At 59.9% G+C, this 18579-nt stretch carries 16 protein-coding genes and 1 pseudogene; 10 read left to right on the top strand and 7 right to left on the bottom strand.

Annotated features, from left to right (window positions below):
• Position 1: 1 nt before the first annotated feature.
• Positions 2–1939 (bottom strand): bifunctional 5-dehydro-2-deoxygluconokinase/5-dehydro-2-deoxyphosphogluconate aldolase, encoded by a 1938-nt coding sequence (locus tag AB4O41_RS27950; RefSeq protein ID WP_460145515.1) that lies wholly within the window; start codon positions 1937–1939, stop codon positions 2–4.
• Positions 1940–2250: 311 nt separating this feature from the next.
• Here AB4O41_RS27950 and AB4O41_RS27945 point away from each other — a divergent pair, with 311 nt between their 5' ends.
• A complete protein-coding gene (locus AB4O41_RS27945; RefSeq protein WP_460145514.1) occupies positions 2251–3171 on the top strand; it encodes a MurR/RpiR family transcriptional regulator in 921 nt (306 codons plus the stop codon).
• 90 nt (positions 3172–3261) lie between these two features.
• The gene (locus AB4O41_RS27940; protein ID WP_460145513.1) at positions 3262–3873 is read left to right on the top strand and encodes a glutathione S-transferase; all 612 of its coding nucleotides are present in this window, start codon (positions 3262–3264) and stop codon (positions 3871–3873) included.
• Between the two features lie 153 nt (positions 3874–4026).
• Here AB4O41_RS27940 and AB4O41_RS27935 read toward each other — a convergent pair whose 3' ends face one another.
• The 3 genes from AB4O41_RS27935 to AB4O41_RS27925 all read right to left on the bottom strand — a co-directional run bounded on the left by AB4O41_RS27935 (position 4027) and on the right by AB4O41_RS27925 (position 6264).
• Positions 4027–4566 carry a hypothetical protein gene (locus tag AB4O41_RS27935; RefSeq protein ID WP_460145512.1) on the bottom strand — a complete coding sequence of 180 codons (540 nt, stop codon included), beginning with the start codon at positions 4564–4566 and terminating at the stop codon, positions 4027–4029.
• Between the two features lie 233 nt (positions 4567–4799).
• A complete protein-coding gene (locus AB4O41_RS27930; protein WP_460145511.1) occupies positions 4800–5753 on the bottom strand; it encodes a hypothetical protein in 954 nt (317 codons plus the stop codon).
• A gap of 190 nt (positions 5754–5943) precedes the next feature.
• On the bottom strand, positions 5944–6264 hold the full coding sequence (locus AB4O41_RS27925) for a YdcA family protein (RefSeq protein ID WP_460148441.1): 321 nt from the start codon (positions 6262–6264) through the stop codon (positions 5944–5946).
• 161 nt (positions 6265–6425) lie between these two features.
• On the opposite strand from AB4O41_RS27925, the gene AB4O41_RS27920 reads away from it, so the two are divergent.
• Entirely contained in the window at positions 6426–7109 is a 684-nt protein-coding gene (locus AB4O41_RS27920) for a response regulator transcription factor (protein ID WP_052966859.1), read from the top strand.
• Positions 7087–8481: a sensor histidine kinase gene (locus tag AB4O41_RS27915; RefSeq protein ID WP_460145510.1), complete on the top strand. Its 1395-nt coding sequence runs from the start codon at positions 7087–7089 to the stop codon at positions 8479–8481. The genes AB4O41_RS27920 and AB4O41_RS27915 overlap by 23 nt, the downstream gene beginning before the upstream one ends.
• 148 nt (positions 8482–8629) lie before the next feature.
• On the opposite strand, the gene AB4O41_RS27910 is transcribed toward AB4O41_RS27915, so the two are convergent.
• Together AB4O41_RS27910 and AB4O41_RS27905 are read right to left on the bottom strand one after the other, a co-directional pair.
• Positions 8630–9136: a DinB family protein gene (locus tag AB4O41_RS27910; RefSeq protein WP_460145509.1), complete on the bottom strand. Its 507-nt coding sequence runs from the start codon at positions 9134–9136 to the stop codon at positions 8630–8632.
• Between the two features lie 89 nt (positions 9137–9225).
• Positions 9226–10344, bottom strand: a complete 1119-nt coding sequence (locus AB4O41_RS27905) for an NAD(P)/FAD-dependent oxidoreductase (RefSeq protein ID WP_460148440.1) — start codon at positions 10342–10344, stop codon at positions 9226–9228.
• Between the two features lie 451 nt (positions 10345–10795).
• On the opposite strand from AB4O41_RS27905, the gene AB4O41_RS27900 reads away from it, so the two are divergent.
• From AB4O41_RS27900 to AB4O41_RS27875, 6 genes and pseudogenes are all read left to right on the top strand, one after another.
• Entirely contained in the window at positions 10796–11092 is a 297-nt protein-coding gene (locus AB4O41_RS27900; protein WP_460145508.1) for a hypothetical protein, read from the top strand.
• A 281-nt stretch (positions 11093–11373) separates the two neighbouring features.
• The gene (mgtA, locus tag AB4O41_RS27895) at positions 11374–14094 is read left to right on the top strand and encodes a magnesium-translocating P-type ATPase (protein WP_460145507.1); all 2721 of its coding nucleotides are present in this window, start codon (positions 11374–11376) and stop codon (positions 14092–14094) included.
• Positions 14095–14289: 195 nt separating this feature from the next.
• Positions 14290–15945, top strand: coding sequence for a Na/Pi cotransporter family protein (locus AB4O41_RS27890; protein ID WP_460145506.1), 1656 nt, complete (start codon positions 14290–14292; stop codon positions 15943–15945).
• Positions 15933–16292 (top strand): DUF2493 domain-containing protein, encoded by a 360-nt coding sequence (locus tag AB4O41_RS27885; protein WP_460145505.1) that lies wholly within the window; start codon positions 15933–15935, stop codon positions 16290–16292. The genes AB4O41_RS27890 and AB4O41_RS27885 overlap by 13 nt, the downstream gene beginning before the upstream one ends.
• Before the next feature lie 18 nt (positions 16293–16310).
• Positions 16311–16916, top strand: a pseudogene (locus AB4O41_RS27880) (hypothetical protein); the annotation flags it as partial.
• 101 nt (positions 16917–17017) lie between these two features.
• Positions 17018–17314 carry a DUF2388 domain-containing protein gene (locus AB4O41_RS27875; protein WP_008012177.1) on the top strand — a complete coding sequence of 99 codons (297 nt, stop codon included), beginning with the start codon at positions 17018–17020 and terminating at the stop codon, positions 17312–17314.
• 69 nt (positions 17315–17383) lie between these two features.
• Here AB4O41_RS27875 and AB4O41_RS27870 read toward each other — a convergent pair whose 3' ends face one another.
• Complete coding sequence (locus tag AB4O41_RS27870) at positions 17384–18316, bottom strand: pyridoxal-phosphate dependent enzyme (RefSeq protein ID WP_460145504.1); 933 nt, start codon at positions 18314–18316, stop codon at positions 17384–17386.
• Between the last annotated feature and the right edge of the window lie 263 nt (positions 18317–18579).

Below are 18579 nucleotides of genomic sequence, written 5' to 3'. Positions count from 1 at the left end.
TTCAGCTCCGAGCAGTGCGCCAGGCGTCGATCAATTCGACGAACGTGCCCTGCACCTGGCGGATCAGCGTTTCGTCGTCGATTTCACCGGCCATCCACGCGCGGCTCGGTTCCTGGAAAATCGTCCGGCCCACGGCAAAACCTCGGCAGGTCTGGCTCTGGCTAGCTTGCTGAAACCCTTCGGCCAAGGCCGCCGCTGGCGCATTCAGCCCCAGCAGCACCACGCCACGGCAATACGGATCGCGTTGTTGAATCAACTCGTCGAGTTGTTTCCACTCCTCGGCACTTTGCGCTTCGATCTTCCACCACGCTGGGTAGATGCCCAGGTTGTAGAGGCGTTTCAGCGCGCGATACAGCACGTCTGGATGGGTTGACGGGTGATCCTTGGGCGGAATGATTTCCAGCAGCAGTTCATGACCGCTGACTTGCGAGGCCTGATACAAACCCTTGATCTGCGCTTCCTGCTCCAGACGCAGCAGCGGCTCGTCGTCAGGATGGAATTGCACCAGGCATTTGATGATCTGTTCTTGCGGCCAGGCGATCAGGTTGCTGCCGATCGAGCGCCCATGTTCGAACGCCAATGGCCGCGAACCCTGCACTTCCACCGGCCGTGCCACCCACCAGCCGCGACCGGTGGCGGCGTTCAGCGCGTCCTGACCGAAGCGTTGATCGGCCAACAAGCCGACATCAGCCTCGACGCCCTGTTCACGCAGATCCGCCTCGACCCGCTCCACGGCTTTGATAAAGAGTTGTTTGAGTTCGCCAATAGCGTTCAGGTCGCGCCCGCCCTTGTGGGCCAGCTCCACCAATTGCCCGCGATGGTCGAAGGCGAAGATGAACAGTTGCTTCCACTGTTTGCGCGGCACGCTGACCTGATGCAGACGCTGCAACACGGCGTCCTGATCCGGCCGGGTGATCGGCACCGGGCTGTTGAATAGATAGTCGAGTTCGGCACGGGTCGGCATCGCCGGGGCGCAGGCATGGCGCGACACCACCAGACCGCCGCAGGCATTGGCCAACTGGCAGCAGCGTTCGTCGCTGGCGTCCTCCAGCCAGCCGCTGAGGAAACCCGACATGAAGGCATCGCCGGCCCCCAGCACATTCAGCACTTCGACGCGCACGCCGGGATAGATCGCGCCGTCTTCAAGACGCGCCGGAATCACCCCATGAATCACCGTGCAGCCTTGCGGGCCGAGCTTGACCACCAACGTCGCCGCGCTCAAGCGGCGGACGTTTTGCAATGCAGTGAGCAAATCTTCGGAACCACCGGCGATCAAAAACTCTTCTTCAGTGCCCACGATCAGATCGAAACGCGAGAGGATTTTCTGCACGTGCTGGCTGACGTTCTGATCGGCGACGAACCGGGTTTCGCCGTCCGCCTTGCCGGCCAGCCCCCAGAGCACCGGGCGATAATCGATGTCCAGCACCCGTTTGACGTTGTGCTTCTCGGCATAGTCCAGCGCCTGGATGCTCGCCTTGTAGACGCCGTCGGTGGAGAAATGAGTGCCGGTGATCAGCAAGGCTTTGCTGGAGGCGATAAAGGCTTCGCTGATGTCTTCGGCGCGCAACGCCATGTCGGCGCAATTTTCGCGGTAGAACACCAGGGGAAAGGTTTCGCGGTCCTTGAGGCCCAGCAGGACCATGGCGGTCAGGCGTTCCGGATCGACCTTGATGCCGCTGACGTCGCAGCCTTCACGGGTCAGCGATTCAACCAGGAAGCGGCCCATGTGGTCGTCCCCTACCCGGCTCAGCATCGCCGACTTCAGACCCAGCCGAGCGGTGCCGAAAGCGATGTTGGCGGACGAACCGCCGAGGTATTTGGCGAAGCTGCTCACATCCTCCAGCCGCGCCCCGACTTGCTGCGCATAGAGGTCGACGCCAAGGCGCCCCAGGCAAATCAGATCCAATTGACGCCCACTGGCAAAACGAGTCTGGCCCATGCTGGCTCCTGTTATTTTTATCAGCCTGCGTTCGGGGCGATGAAGGCGCCGAACACTCTTGGTGGATGCAGACTAAAACGACCCGGACCGAACAATCAATAATTATTCTAAATATTTTTTACGTGGAATATTTTTTCCAATAAACTTCTGCACAAGCGTTCCAGACACAGTGCATCGTTTCAGCAGACCCCATGACGGCCGCAAGCTCAAGATTTTATTCCGGCCTACCCTGTAGACTGCGCACAGCCCACCTATTGTCAGGGGATGACGCGACCTGTCATCTCTATAAGCACAAGCCAGAAGGATTCCTTATGTCCCGCACCGATCAGCCGGCTACGACCGGGAGCACGCCCGACAGCGATCTCGCCAGCCCTCCGATCAATGCCGAGCGTTTGTTGCAGCTGATCACCGATGAATACGAAAGCCTGCCGCGCCAGCTCAAACGCATCGCCAGCTACATGAGCCAGCAGAGCGACCGGATCATGGTCGACCGCATTAGCGATATCGCTCGTGAATGCGAAGTGCACCCGTCGGCCATCGTGCGGTTTTCCCAGCGTTTCGGCTTCAGTGGTTTCAGCGAAATGCAGGCGCTGTTCCGCGAGGCCTACACCCACAAAACCACACCGGTGCAGAACTACCAGCAACGCATCCGCAGCATGATCGCCAACAAGTCGCAGAAGGCCAGCGGCGGCGATCTGGCACGCGAATGCATCAACGCCACTCTGTCGGGCATCGAACGGCTGGGGCTGGAACTCGATGATCAGGCCTTCGATAAAGCCGTAGATTTGGTGGTGAATGCCGACAACATCTACGTGGTCGGGGTGCGCCGCTCGTTCGCGGTGGCCGATTACCTGGTCTACAACCTGCAACACACCAATAAGCGCATCCATTTGGTGTCGGGTCTGGGCGGCAGTTACCGCGAGCAGATGCGCAGCGTGCGCGCCAATGACCTGGTGATCGCCATCAGCTTCACGCCCTACGGCAAAGAAACCCAGCACTGCCTGCGCATCGCCCAGCACAATCAGGCGAAAACCCTGATCATCACCGACAGCAACCTCTCGCCGTTGGCCAAGCGCGCCAACACCGTGCTGCTGGTCAACGAAGGCAGTTCCTTTGCCTTCCGCTCGTTGAGTGCGACCTTGTGCCTGTGCCAGGCGCTGTTCATCGCCGTGGCTTATCGACTGGAATTGAAGGTCGATGAGATTCATGAGCAGGTCGGCTTCGAAGATTAGCCTTTGAGGATTAGCGCGAGGCCGTTTGCAGGTCGCTGAACCTCAGCTAAGGTTGTCCATCCCCCAAGGACCGTCTGAAGGAGAGGCTCAATGAAACTGATCGGCATGCTGGATTCGCCCTACGTGCGGCGCGTCGCCATTTCCGCCAAATGCCTGGGCATACCGCTGGAGCACGAGTCGGTTTCGGTGTTCAGAAACTTCGAGCAGTTCCAGCAGATCAACCCAGTGGTCAAGGCGCCAACACTGGTGCTGGATGATGGCGAGGTGTTGATGGATTCGACACTGATCATCGACTACCTCGAGGCTCTCGCCGCGCCGGGTAAAAGCCTGATACCCAACAATCTGGAGCAACGCTTGCGCTCGCTACGACTGATCGGTCTGGCGTTGGCAGCGTGCGAAAAGTCGGTGCAGCTTTACTACGAACGCAACCTGCGACCAGCGCAGATTCAGTACGCGCCCTGGGTGGAACGGGTCGAAGGGCAATTGGCCGCGGCGTATTCGGCGCTGGAGCGGGAGCTGGAAAAACAGCCGCTGAAGACCGACGGTTCGATTGCGCAGGACGGGATTACCCTGGCGGTGGCCTGGAGTTTTACCAACCTGGTGGTGCCGGATCAGGTGCAGGCTGCGCAGTTTCCGCGGATCAGCGCGTTCACAGAGTATGCCGAGGAGCTTGAGGTGTTTGTCGGTACGCCGATCGATTGAGAATTGCGGCGCCAGTACCGAAGTCTTCGCGGGCAAGCCTCGCTCCTACAGGTAATCAGTGCCCGATGATCGGCGCGTAACCTGTAGGAGCGAGGCTTGCCCGCGAAGGCGTCCTCAAGCCATTTCCTTTTCTGCCGCGCTCGGCACCGATCTTCAGCTGGAAAACACGTAGTGCCCTTTGACCTTCTTCGAACCCAGAAACCCCAGATCCGGGAACAACAGCGTTTTGAGGTAAGCGACAAAAAACACCATGCCCAAAGTGATTCCGGCACCGACGAGCGTCAGCAGCGGATCCTCCTCAAACCCCTGGAACATTCGCGGAAACTGGCTCAGAGACAGGATCACGTAAATGGTGTAGGCCTGCGCAACGTTCTTATAAAACCCCCAGGCGAACAGCAGCGGCACCACGGCGGCAAACAGAGTGAAAAACACGGCGGCACCTGGCCCGATCATCGAGCCGAGGAAGAACCCGAGGACTGCACCGAGCAACGCTTGAGCAATCGTCAGGAAAAGTAATGTCTTGATCTTGCCGGAGTGCCGCTGACACAGCGCGGGGTCAGCATAAGCACCGATCCAGTATGCCAGCACCCGATCCTTGACCTCCCCTCCGGACAGCGTCTTGAAAATTTCGCTCTTCGAATGCCCGCTTTCGAGCATCGCCACCAGTTGCCGTTTGCTTTCCTTTTTGTTCAAGGTATTTCTCCCGTGAAGCAACACAACATTAAAAGTGGAAGCGGATGTGCTCCCGCTGAGGCGATTCTCGCTGCATCAGCGGCGCAAAAGCAAAACGCCGCTTCTACTGCAGTAAAAGCGGCGTAAACAAAGGCCACAAGGAATCAATGCGTGAACAGGGCAATCAGAATGATGATCGGGATTGGTACGCCGAGAAGGAACAGCAATATTGAGCGCATGATTGTTCTCCTGGGTTAGCGAACAGGTGGCAGCGTCGTGGTTGTAGTGGTGGTGGTCACGTAGGCATCGGTTTCCAGGTACTCCACGGCATCCCGACGACGACCGCCGAAAATCGCGGCGAGGCTGGCAAAAAATGCCCCGGCCAGCAGCGCGACGAACATCCACAACGCCGTCAAGGCTGCGACTTTGGCCGCGGTGTCAGCCGCTTGTTGCGCGGCCAGTTTGGCGTCGGCGACGGCTTTTTGGGTGCGGGCATAGACTTCATCGACACGACGTTCGGCGTCCGCTTGAGTGAGGTTGGTCCGTTGGGCGACCAATTGTGCCAGATAGGTCCGATCCTCGGGCGCCAGTTGACCGTCGTTACGCAGGCTGCGCGCGAAGATCCGGGTGACGGTGCCATTGACGGCGTCCTCGCTGATGGCGACTGGCCGATCATCGCGAAACAGGCTGTCGACGAAGTAACCGTAAGGGTCACTGTCGGTATTACCGATAGCGCTGCCGGCAGCCTGGGTCATGGCGCTGGCGGCACCGCCGGCGACCGTGGCCCCGGCCTGCACGCCGCCACTGACGATGTTGCTGACCGAGCCGACCACCAGGGTTGCGGTCACCAGCGTCGCGAGACACCAGGCCAGGAAGCCATGGGCCGTGTCGCGGAAGTAAACCTCATCGCCGTGCATGTAAGCCCATCTCACCCGCAGGCGACCGGCGATGTAGCCGCCAAGCCCGGAAGCCACAATCTGGGTAAAGGCCAGCCAGACAATCGTCGAGATACCCAGGCCCTTGGCACTGACGCCTTCATGGGCCCATGGCGACACCGCCGAAAAACCCAGACCGAACCCAAGCAGCACGAGGATCAGCGACAACGCCGCAGCCGCCGCGGCCCCGGCGAAGATAGCGGCCCAAGACACGCCCGAGAGCGTGCTGAACTCATCTGCGACAGGATAAAAACCATCAGAGGATCTGTTCATAGTTGTAGTGCTCCAGGCAGGTGTTACAACTCGTCAAACGAGCAATTGCAGTCAACGTGCCAGTCGCACTATTTAAACAAATCGTTCTATTTCAAATAGTTGAAAACAATGAACTTCTCAGGGTCATGCAGTTTGCAAGGAGCCGGCCCTGGCGGCGGGTTTTATGCATTGCATTTTGACCGCAAACGAACTACTTGCGCTTGTAACTCTTGTTGCCACTGGGCGTCAGGCAATACACCCCGCCTCTTGGCCCGGTGCAAAACGTACCGGTGCCGCAGGCGCAGCCGCCGGCATCTTGCAACAACGTCTGCGGTCGCGCTTGGTCTTTACTGCCAAACATCGCCGAGCAACTTTTCTTCGAACCACTGATGGAGCCGTCATTGCACAGGAACAGCTCGCCGTCGCAACGGTCGATGCCGCCCTTCTTCCCCGAACATGGCATGTTGGCAGCCCAGGCGGAGGAGTCGAACATGCACAACAGCAAAAACATCGGCATCCAGCCACGAACCATTAAAGTGCGCACAGTGCAGCTTCCCTTTAGAGTTATGGCCGGATGATATCAACGTTCGCGCCAGGCTCACGAGGCAACATGAAAGTTAATTTAAAAAGCGGCGCGTAATTCTTGGCAAAATGAGCCCCACTTCGAATTGAACCGATTATCAGGCAAGCCCTATGACCCGCATCTTGACCATCGAAGACGACGCTGTGACCGCCCGGGAAATCGTCGCCGAACTGAGTAGCCACGGCCTCGACGTGGATTGGGTCGACAATGGCCGTGAAGGCCTGGAGCGCGCGGTCAGCGGCGACTACGACCTGATCACCCTCGACCGCATGCTGCCGGAGCTCGATGGTCTGGCGATTGTCACCACCCTGCGCACCATGGGCGTGGCCACGCCGATCCTGATGATCAGCGCCCTCTCCGATGTCGATGAACGGGTTCGCGGCCTGCGCGCCGGCGGCGACGATTACCTGACCAAACCGTTCGCCACCGATGAAATGGCCGCCCGGGTCGAAGTCTTGCTGCGCCGGCAAAACACCGTGACCGCCCAAGCCACCACATTGCGCGTGGCCGATCTGGAGCTGAACCTGATCAGCCACGAGGCCAGCCGCGACAGCCAGTTGCTGACGCTGTTACCCACCGAGTACAAGTTGCTGGAATTTCTGATGCGCAACACCGGGCAGATTCTGTCGCGGATGATGATTTTCGAAGAGGTCTGGGGTTATCACTTCGACCCTGGCACCAACCTGATCGACGTGCACATTGGCCGTCTGCGCAAAAAGATCGACCCGCCAGGTAAAGTCCCACTGATTCGGACGGTGCGAGGCTCGGGTTATGTCATTGCTGAACCCCTCTAAAGGCTGGCGTTCCTCCAGCAGCCGCTTGCTGGCGCTCTACAGTTCGCTGTTCGTGGCCTGGAGCGGGATTCTCATGGGGGTCATGTATTACGAGGTGTCCAGCTATCTGGACACCCTGGCCAAGCATTCGCTGATGCAACGTCAGCATCTGTTTTCACGCTTCCAGGGCGAACAACTGGAGGATGCCCTCGCCGCCAGCGTGACCTTCGACATTCGCGGCATCGATGCCTATGGCCTGTTCGATGACCAGCAGCGCTACCTCATCGGCCCCTTGCGCCAAATCCCCCAAGGCCTGCCGCTGGACGGCAAGATTCACATCCTTGGCGACTGCGTCGACGCCGACGACCCGACCCTGCCCGCCGACAGTTGCGACGCCGTGGCGACCCGGACCCTGGACGGGCGCTGGCTGGTGCTGGTGCGGGACAACGGTTCGCTGTTTGCCGTGACCCGGATCATCCTGCACGCGCTGCTGTGGGGCGTGTCGCTGACCATTCTGCCCGGCATCGCCGGCTGGCACTTATTGAGACGGCGACCGCTGCGGCGGATCCGGGCGATCCAGGCCAGCGCCGAAGCCATCGTCGCCGGTGACCTGACCCGACGCCTGCCGCTGTCCAACCGCCGTGACGAGCTGGACATGCTCGCCGCCATCGTCAACGCCATGCTCGAACGCATCGAGCGCTTGATGAACGAGGTCAAGGGCGTGTGCGACAACATCGCCCATGACCTGCGCACACCGCTGACGCGCCTGCGGGCGCAGCTGTACCGGATTCAGCAGCAGGCCGATGACGGTTCGACGCTGGCCGTGCAACTGGATTCGGTGCTCGGCGAGGCCGATACCTTGATGGCGCGTTTTCGTGGACTGTTGAGGATTTCCGAGCTGGAGGATCGCCAGCGCCGTTCGGGCTTCGTGCAACTGGACCCGGTGCCGTTGCTGCAAGAACTGCATGACTTTTATCTGCCGCTGGCGGAAGAAGGCGAACTGACCTTTGAACTGCAACTGCCCGAGTCCCTGCCCCGGCTCAATGGCGACCGGGCGCTGCTGTTCGAAGCCGTGGCGAATTTGCTGAGCAACTCGATCAAGTTCACGCCGCCGGGTGGCAAGGTGATTTTACGTGGGATGAATGACGCCGGGCATACACGAATCGAAGTACTCGACTCCGGCCCCGGCATCGCGCTGGCCGAACGGGAGGCGGTGTTTCAGCGCTTCTATCGCGCCGAGGGCGGTAACCCGAAAAGCGGATTCGGGCTGGGCCTGTCGATCGTCGCGGCGATTGTCAGCCTGCATGGGTTTACGCTGGAAGTGGGCAGCAGCGAACTGGGTGGTGCGCTGTTGGTGCTCGATTGCCGACAGAGTTTGATTCCTCAGGCCTGACCCAAATCTCCTGAACTGATACATAACCTGTGGGAGCGGGCTTGCCCGCGATAGCGGCCTGACAGAGAAAACTATGTCGCCTGACACTCCGCTATCGCGGACAAGCCCACAGGGGATTTGTTTGGGGCGGGAATTGGTGGAACTCGATTCAGTACCCCGCAACCTCGCGCAGAAACACCGACAAGTCAGTGATCGGCGGCAGGGCCGGAATCTCGACGTACATCTGGACCACCCAGCCTCGGTGATAACTGGCGTGGTTGACCACATGCAACAGCATCGCGCCGGCACTCATGACCCCGCTGTCCCCCGAGACGGAGGTGAATTCGATGGGTTGATCCAGCGAATCGTCGGTCTGGGCCGAGGCCCATCCACAGAACCATTGATCGATCTCCTGTTGCGCCATTCGCAGCTCGGGGAGTTCGGTATGGAGCAGGTCATGGGAGGTTTTGAAGTCGTGCCCTCGGCCCTCCAAATGCGCTTGCCAGATGCAGTCCACCATGTAGATGTGATTCAAGGTGCCGATGATGTTGCTGAACACCGACACCCGTTTGCGGTTGAGCTCTTCCGGTGGCAGCGCCATGAGGCTGTCGAAGAGTCGCTGATCGGCCCAGCGCCTGTAATCGGCGAGCATGCGGGCAGTGCGTACGTTGATCATCTGAGGTCTCCCATGAGGATGGGCGCATTGCCAAGAATAGCCCTCGCGGTGAATGGCATCACAGACACTGATAACCGGCACCTTCGCTGCTACAAGGAATGCGGAGCGGCTAGTATTTCCACCACCCGTTCAGCCAGCGCCAGGCAACTGGTCAGCCCCGGAGATTCGATGCCGAACAGGTTGACCAATCCCTGCACACCATGCACATCCGGGCCACTGATAACGAAGTCGCTGGCCGGCTCGCTCGGCCCGCTGATTTTCGGGCGAATACCGCTGTAGGCCGGTTGCAGGCTGCCATCGGGCAACGCCGGCCAGTAACGCCGGATCGCCTGATAGAAACTTTCGCTGCGGCGGGGATCGACGCGGTAATCGACGTGCTCGACCCATTCGACATCCGGCCCGAAACGCGCCTGACCGCCCAGGTCCAGGGTCATGTGCACACCCAGCCCGGCGCTTTCCGGTGCCGGGTAAACCAGATGCCGGAACGGCGCCGGACCGCTGAAACTGAAATAGCTGCCCTTGCACAACCAGGTCTTGGGCGCGTGCTGCGTTGGCAAGCCTTCGATCCGGCTCGCCACTTCAGGCGCGGACAATCCCGCGCAGTTGATCAACTGACGACAGCTCAACGTCATCGGCTGAGCGCCGCCCATGTGCAGCTCGAAACCGTGCCCGGTACAACGGGCCGATTCCAATGGCGTGTGAAAGACTATCGAAGTACCGCACGCTTCAGCATCTGCCTGAAGCGCCAGCATCAGGGCATGGGAATCGACGATGCCGGTGGACGGCGACCAGAGCGCGGCAACGCAGGACAATGCCGGTTCAAGCGCCTGCGCCTGCCCGGCATCCAGCCACTGCAGGTCATCGACACCGTTGCGCCGCCCCTGCTCCAGCAATGCCTGCAAGGCATGGCATTGACGCTCATCGGTGGCCACGATCAGCTTGCCGAGACGCTGGTAATCGACGCCGCGCTCATCGCAGAAGGCGTACAGCCGCTGCCTGCCCTCCACGCACAACTGCGCCTTGAGACTGCCACTCGGGTAATAGATGCCGGCGTGGATCACTTCCGAGTTGCGCGAACTGATGCCCACGCCAATGCCCTCGCCCGCCTCGACCAGAATCACTTCCCGCCCGGTCCGGGCCAGGGCCCTGGCCACTGCCAGCCCGACCACACCGGCCCCGACCACCACGCATTCGATATCGACGCTCACCTGCCTTCCGCTCATTCAAGCCATCCCTGGCTCCCGATAATCGACCACACTGAAGATTATCGCCAGCATGACCACGAAGATCCCATCACTTGCATACGGTCCGTTCCATCCAACAGTCATCAAAACGACAACTAACTGTCAATTAGCTGAACCACTGCATACTTCAATAACCGAACCCCGTATAACCGGCCATCAAGTGCACTTTTACGATTGACTTCACCCGCCTCGCTCAGTAAATTGCCCGGGCCGGTAACAACGGCCTTTTATCAACTCACAAAAGAATCCAATGGACACAGTATCTAGTCGCTGTCGGATGACTGCAGATATGCAGGATCTGGCACATAACCCAGACAATGACGGGACTCGACTTTTCGGTCGGGTGAGCTGCGCTAGAGCCTGAGGCTCCACCGTAACTTGCCTCACCGGAATCAGTCCGGCCCAGAGGCATGTTATGAACTTCAAAACCACTGTAATACCAGGCGTACGCGCCTTTGCATTGACCATGCGGGTCAAGCGTTGCCGTGAGCGTCTGTTGACGACCCGGCCCAGTGCCCCGTTTTCCGCCCCTTCTGCCCACGCCAAGGCACAACCTCGTGCCTACTGGCGCGTCTGCCCGACGACGGGCCGGCTTCGGCAACGCTGGAGCTTCGACGAAAGCCAGGAACCACCGAGTCGGCGCATCGCGCGCCTTTTGCAGCAGGCGAGCCTGATGCTCGGCCTGTACGTCGGGGCACGCACTTTCAATTGATTTCAGGCACTTTTAAAGTCCTTCCTGAACGGTTTTCTTAAAATGAAATCCGACAACTTCCTATTGCCTGTTAAAAACAAATTTTATTGGAATTAGTTATGGACGAAGCCAGTAGTCGGTTCGCTGCCTATCACTTATTAGTTGATGGTCAGCGAACGTTAAAACATCAAAACACAATCATCCGACTCGATCGCTTATTTGCGGCTCGACATACGTGCGCTCGTCTTTGATTAGCTGAGTACCTGTGTGTCGTGCCGCAAGCCTGCGGCAGGAGCACAGCAATGACCCTTGTAAAAACCGCAAAGAAAACCACCCGCGGCACCTCCAGCGACAACGCCAAGCTGTCGATGCGCGCCGCCCGGGAAGCGCAAAACGGCCTGGCCGTGACCCTCACCAACCTCAACGCCACCGCTGACGGTTTGACCGAACTCGAAGCCGAAGGCCGCTTGGTGCGTGGTGGCCACAACGAAGTCGCCCACGACAAGCCGCCTCACGCCATCGTTCAGCTGTTCAAAGCCCTGAACAATCCCTTCATCTACGTGCTGCTGACCCTGGCCGGTATCAGCTTCTTCACCGACTACTGGCTGCCGATCAGCCAGGGTGAAGGCGACGACGCTGACCTGACCAAGGTCATTATCATCATGACCATGGTCAGCCTGAGCAGCCTGTTGCGATTCTGGCAGGAATACCGCTCGGCCAAGTCCGCCGAAACCCTCAAGGCCATGGTGCGCACCACCGCCACGGTCCTGCGTCGCCCACAAAAGGACCGCCCGCCGGTGCTGCGCGAAGTACCGATGCGCGAACTGGTGACCGGCGACATCGTGCAGCTCAGCGCTGGCGACATGATCCCGGCGGACATTCGCCTGATCGAATCCCGCGATCTGTTCATCAGCCAGGCCGTGTTGACTGGCGAAGCCTTGCCCGTCGAGAAGTACGACACGCTGGGGGACGTGGCACAAAAATCGGCCACCAGCAGCGCAGCCAATCAGTCCAACCTGCTCGACCTGCAGAACATCTGCTTCATGGGCACCAACGTGGTCAGCGGCACCGCCAAAGCGGTGGTGGTCGCTACCGGCTCGCGCACCTACTTCGGCTCACTGGCCAAAGCCATTGTCGGCTCGCGGGTGCAAACCGCGTTCGACCGAGGGGTGAACAGCGTCAGCTGGCTGCTGATCCGTTTCATGCTGGTCATGGTGCCGATCGTGTTCCTGCTCAACGGTTTCTCCAAAGGTGACTGGAGCGATGCGTTCCTGTTTGCACTGGCAGTGGCGGTCGGCCTGACCCCGGAAATGCTGCCGATGATTGTCAGCGCCAACCTGGCCAAAGGCGCCATGGCCATGGCCAAGCGCAAAGTGGTGGTCAAGCGCCTCAATGCGATTCAGAACTTCGGTTCGATGGACGTGCTGTGCACCGACAAGACCGGCACCCTGACCCAGGACAAGATCATTCTTGAGCACCACGTCGACATCAATGGTCAACGCGACGATTCGCTGCTGGAGCTGGCCTGGCTCAACAGCCATCACCAGAGCGGCCTGAAAAACCTGATGGATCAGGCGGTGGTGCAGTTCGCCAATCGCAACGCGACATTCCGCGTGCCGTTCGCCTACAGCAAGGTCGATGAACTGCCGTTCGACTTCGTGCGTCGGCGCCTGTCGATCATCGTCAAGGACACCCGCGACGATCACCTGATGGTGTGCAAAGGCGCGGTCGAGGAAATGCTGACCATCGCCAGCCACGTCAATGAAAACGGCACGATCGTGGCGTTGGATGATCAACGTCGCCAGGCGCTGCTGGCGCGGGCCTTTGAGTACAACCAGGACGGTTTCCGGGTGTTGTTGGTCGCTACCCGCGAGATCCCGAAGGCACAGACGAAAAACCAGTACGCAACCACTGACGAACGCGAACTGGTGATTCGCGGCTTCCTGACCTTCCTCGATCCTCCGAAGGAAACCGCCGGCCCGGCGATTGCCGCGCTGCGCGACATGGGCGTGACCGTCAAGGTGCTGACCGGCGACAACGCCGTGGTGACCTGCAAGATCTGCCGCGAAGTCGGCCTGGAACCCGGCACGCCGCTGCTCGGCCAAGACATCGAGAATATGGATGATGCCACCCTCAAGGTGCGGGTCGAGGAACGCACGGTGTTCGCCAAGCTGACGCCACTGCAGAAATCCCGGGTGCTCAAGGCGTTGCAGGCCAACGGTCACACCGTGGGCTTCCTCGGTGACGGCATCAACGACGCCCCTGCCCTGCGAGATGCCGACGTCGGCATCTCGGTCGACAGCGGCACCGACATCGCCAAGGAATCGGCCGACATCATCCTCTTGGAAAAGAGCCTGATGGTGCTCGAAGAAGGCGTGCTCAAGGGCCGCGAAACCTTCGGCAATATCATGAAGTACCTGAACATGACCGCCAGTTCCAACTTCGGCAACGTGTTCTCGGTGCTGGTGGCCAGTGCATTCATTCCGTTCCTGCCGATGCTGTCGATTCACCTGCTGCTGCAAAACCTCATGTACGACATCTCTCAGCTGGCGCTGCCGTGGGACAAGATGGACAAGGAATTCCTGCGCAAGCCGCGCAAGTGGGACGCGAAGAACATCGGCCGTTTCATGCTGTGGATCGGGCCGACCTCGTCAGTCTTCGACATCACCACCTTCGCGGTGATGTGGTACGTGTTCGCCGCCAACAGCGTGGAAATGCAAGGCCTGTTCCAGTCCGGCTGGTTCATTGAAGGGCTGCTGTCCCAAACCCTCGTGGTGCACATGCTACGCACGCAGAAAATTCCGTTCTTCCAGAGTACTGCGGCGTTGCCGGTGATCCTGATGACCGGGCTGGTGATGGTGCTGGGCATCTACATTCCGTTCTCGCCACTGGGCACGCTGGTCGGTCTGCAACCGCTGCCATGGGCGTACTTCCCATGGCTGGTCGGCACCTTGCTCAGCTACTGCGTGTTCGCGCAGATCATGAAAACCCTCTACATCCGCCGCTTCAAGCAATGGTTCTGATGGCCTGAACACCGCAATCCATGTGGGAGCGAGTCTGCTCGCGATAGCGGACTGGCAGGCAACACAAGTGTTGAATGTACAACCGCCATCGCGAGCAGGCTCGCTCCCACAGGTTTTTGTGTTCGCCGCATCTTTGCACCATCCTCCGGCTCCCGGGTCGTCAATAAATGCAACACGTAAAAAGGGAGAGTCCTCATGTCGGGAACTACTCTACTGATCAACCTCGCAGGCTCCATCGCCTTGTTGCTGTGGGGCACTCATATGATTTCTTCGGCGTTGTTGCGCGGCTTCGGCACGCCATTGCGTCAATGGCTGGGCCACAACCTGAATAACCGCTGGATGGCTTTGTTGTCCGGCATCGGCATCACCGGGGTCCTGCAAAGCAGCACCGCCGTCAGCCTGATGGCGACTTCGTTCACCGCTGTCGGGACGCTGGGACTGGCGCCGGCACTGGCGGTGATGCTCGGCGCCAACATCGGTTCAACCCTGGTGGTGCAACTGCTCAGCGCCGATGTGTCGATGCTCACACCCATTGTTTTGCTGACGGGCCTGATCGTCTTTCGGCTGCGTGATGACTCGCGCTACGAAAGCGTCGGTTGCGCGATGATCGGCCTGGGGCTGATGCTGCTGGCCCTGCACATGCTCGGTTCGACGCTGGCGGAAGTCGAAGGCACACCGATCTTCCAGCTCATCATGCAGAGCCTCGAGGGCGACCTGCTGATTGCGTTGCTGGTGGCGCTGATCCTCACTTGGCTCTGCCACTCCAGCGTGGCCGTGGTGCTGCTGATCGTCTCGTTGGCCACGACCGGCATGCTTTCGTCCAGCACGATTGTCGCTCTGGTATTGGGGGTGAACATTGGCGGTGCGCTGCCTTCGGTCATCAATGCCGGCTCGAGCATCGGCCGACGCCTGCCGCTGGGCAATCTGCTGGTGCGGACAGTTGGTGCCCTGGTGGTCTTGCCGTTTGCCGGATTGCTCGCTCAGGCGCCGCTCGCGCCCTCGACCCTGGTGGTGTGCCTGCACACCGGTTTCAATCTGCTGTTGGGGTTGGTGTTCATCGGCCTGACCGATGTGCTCGCCAATACCCTCACCCGACTGCTGCCGGCGCCTGAGCGGGATGTCGACCCCGGTATGCCGCGTTACTTGGATGAGGCCGGTCTGGAAGTGGCCAATATCGGCTTGTCGAATGCCGCCCGCGAAGCCTTGCGCATGGCTGACATGCTCTCGGCCATGCTCGGCCGGATGCTCCAGCTGCTCCACACATTGCTACCGGCCTGCGCCGATGAAGTGCGGCGGATCGATCAATCCCTGGACCTGCTCAGCGCGGCGATTCGGGCTTATCTGGCCGACATCGGCAAGGAAGGCATCAGTGACAGCGATGCCGATCGCTCCCAGGACATCCTCACGTTCGTGATCAACCTCGAACATGCCGCGGACATTCTTTCCAGCAGCCTCGCGCAGTTGGCCAAGCGCCGCTTGCGCCGGGGTGAACAATTCTCGGCTTTCGAACTGGGCAACATCGCCCCGCTGCACGACGCCGTGCTGGACAGTTTGAGCCTGGCGATCACCGTGTTCCTGCGCGAAGACATCGCCACCGCGCACCAATTGATCCAACGCAAAGAGACTGTCAGAAGACTCGAAGCAGAAGCCAGCCGCGAGCACTTTCGCCAGTTGCAGGAAGACAAAAATGCCTGGGCGGAATCCGGAGATATTTTCCAGCGGGTGCTGCGTGATTATCGGCGTGTGCATCACCACATCGCAGCACTGGCGTATCCGCTGCTCGAACGTGCCGGTGAGCGCTCGATCGAGAACATCGATCTGGTGAAGGAGAACCCGTCATGCGCCTGCTGATCTGCGCCGGGCGTCATTACGCCGATAAACGTCTGTGCCGACAAGTACTCGACGCCTTCCAACGCATGCACCCGGTGCGTGTACTGATTCATGGCGGTAACCGCTTTCTGGGCGGTGAAATAGAAGAGTGGGCCCGGGAACAAGGCGCCGACATCGTGCGCTACCCGCCCAATTGGCAGCGACACGGCAAGTCAGCCGAACGCCTGCGCAACCACTTCATGCTGCGCGACAGCCGACCGGACGTAGTGATCGCCCTGCCCGGCGGCGAAGACACCGAAGAACTGGTCGCCCAAGCCCGGGCGGGCGGTTTGCAAACCCTATCGGTAGGAGATCGGGGCTGCCCCTGATGCCGGTCAATCAAGCACGACGCCGCGATCAATGCGCCGGGCGAATGCAACATCGACGCCTGGTACCAGAGCGGTCGGCATAATCACTCATCCAGCGACGCAGTGTTGTCCCAGGACTGCACACTCAAGGGGCTGCCCAACCTGCAACTTGGCGCGGCCATACAGCACAGCCGCGATGACGGGGATTCGGAAACTCAATTGAGCCCGCAATTCAAAACCCTACTCTTCTCCCGCGAAGACCTCGGCATTCAATTAGCGCTGGCAGGGTCAGCGCATTTTGCCTTCAATCGTGACCACACCTTCGATGGCGCCGACCTGAACCTGCCATTCACCTATCAACCGATCGAAGCATTACGCCTGAACGTCACCGCCGGCTGGGCCCACGCCTACGACGACGGCGAGCAAAACCATCGCTGGACCTGGGGCACCGGCGTCGAATATGACCTCGCCAAGTCCTTGACCCTGATCGCCGAACGCTATGGCCAGCAAGGGGGCGAACAGGCCTGGCAGGCCGGGCCACGTTTGCACATCGGCGAACGGATCGATGTCGATCTGGTGATGGGGCGCGGCCTGACGGGCGAGCGTGATCAGTGGCTGACGACCGGGGCTACCGTGCGGTTCTGAGCGGTCGACTGTGCATATATCGAATCAGCAGGGAACTCCTGAGCGCTGCCAGGCATCCTAAATTATGTGTTACTTCCTTTACGCTTTCGGAGGACGCCGTCATGCGCCGTCTGTTGCTCATATCTTCACTAGTGCTTTGTTTGCCCGTTGGTTCGGCCATGGCCGATGTAGATGCAAAAGATGTCGCCACTTCGGCCGGGGTCTCCGCATCGCTGTACTCGACGTTCAAGGATGACAAAATCGTGATTCCAGCGCGGGATGATGCCTCTAGCTTCGTGGCGAGTGGCGGTACGATTCGCGGCGTTTATCTGGAGTCGGTGTTAAAGGAAATTCGACAAAATCATCCCGACCTCAAGGCCAGCGACGAGGACTTGGCCAAAGCGATCCTCGCTCAATAAGGTCCATTCAGTCGCTGAAACCTGTAAAAGTCAGCCGTGGGGCTCGCAATACTGGATAGTGTTCGGGCCCTAGGTTGCTTGCGCCCCGGCGGACAGGCGCGCCCAGCCGGCGACCAATTGCGCGCTGATGCTGACACCGCCGCACACCACAATCACCACATCATGGGCCTCGGCAATCGCTGGATGGTCCAGGTACGCCACCGCCAATGAAACGCCACACGCCGGCTCGACCAACTGACGCAGGTCGTTGGCGTAACGAACCACGCCCATGATCGCCTCATCATCGCTGAGCACCACGCACTCGTGCGCAAAGTCGAGGATGTGCTGCACCGGCCAGGCCGCCACCTGCGCTGCGCCAAGTGACGTGGCGACGGTATCGATGCGTGGCAATCTGACCGGGTGGCCGGCACTCACGGCGGCGGCGAAAGACGCTGCGCCCTGGGTTTCGCAAGCAACGATTCGACAATCCATGCGCTGATGACGGATCAATCCAGTGAGCAGGCCCGCCAGCAAACCGCCGCCGCCCACCGACGTCACCAACACATCGACCTGAGGACAGTCCTCGAGGATTTCATCGATCATCGTGCTGTGCCCTTCCCACAACACCGGATGATCGAAGGCCGGCACGTATTCGGTATCCGCGCCCTTTGCGAGTTCTTTTGCCCGTTGATTGGCTTCGTCCCAAACCTTGCCGTGGACGATCACTTCGGCACCGGTTTTCCTGATCCTGTCGCGGGTGGTTTGCGGGGTGGTGTTAGGCACCACGATGCAGGATTTCAACCCAAGACTGGCGGCGGCCACGGCGGTGGCCAGCCCGGCGTTCCCCCCGGAAGGACAGACCACTTTGCGCTTGCCCTGCTCCGCCGCCTGACTGCACAGCAGCCCCATGCCGCGCAGTTTGAACGAGCCGCTGGGTTGCAGGTTTTCCAGCTTGAGCCAGATTCGCCGGGCCGGGGTCGACAGGCCCGGGTGCAGAATCAGGGGCGTTCTGATGTGAAGCATTGTGTGCTCCTTGTGGCGCTCCCGGCTCGTCGAGATTTTCAATGAGCCGGGAGTAAACAGATAGAATCATCCTTATCCAAAGCTTAGTTCACCCAGCCCCCCGGTTACCGTCATGGCGATCACACGGCATTGCGTCGAATGACCGCGCAGGAGCTGCCGCAGGCTGCGATCTTTTGATTTTTGAGCGATATTGATAGGGTCAAAGTCAAAAGATCGTCCGAACGCGGCCCGAGCCTTCGGCAGCGCCTACATATCCTTTGCGA

The organism is Pseudomonas sp. S2_A02, from assembly GCF_054668495.1.
This window is presented reverse-complemented; position numbering and strand designations above follow the sequence as displayed.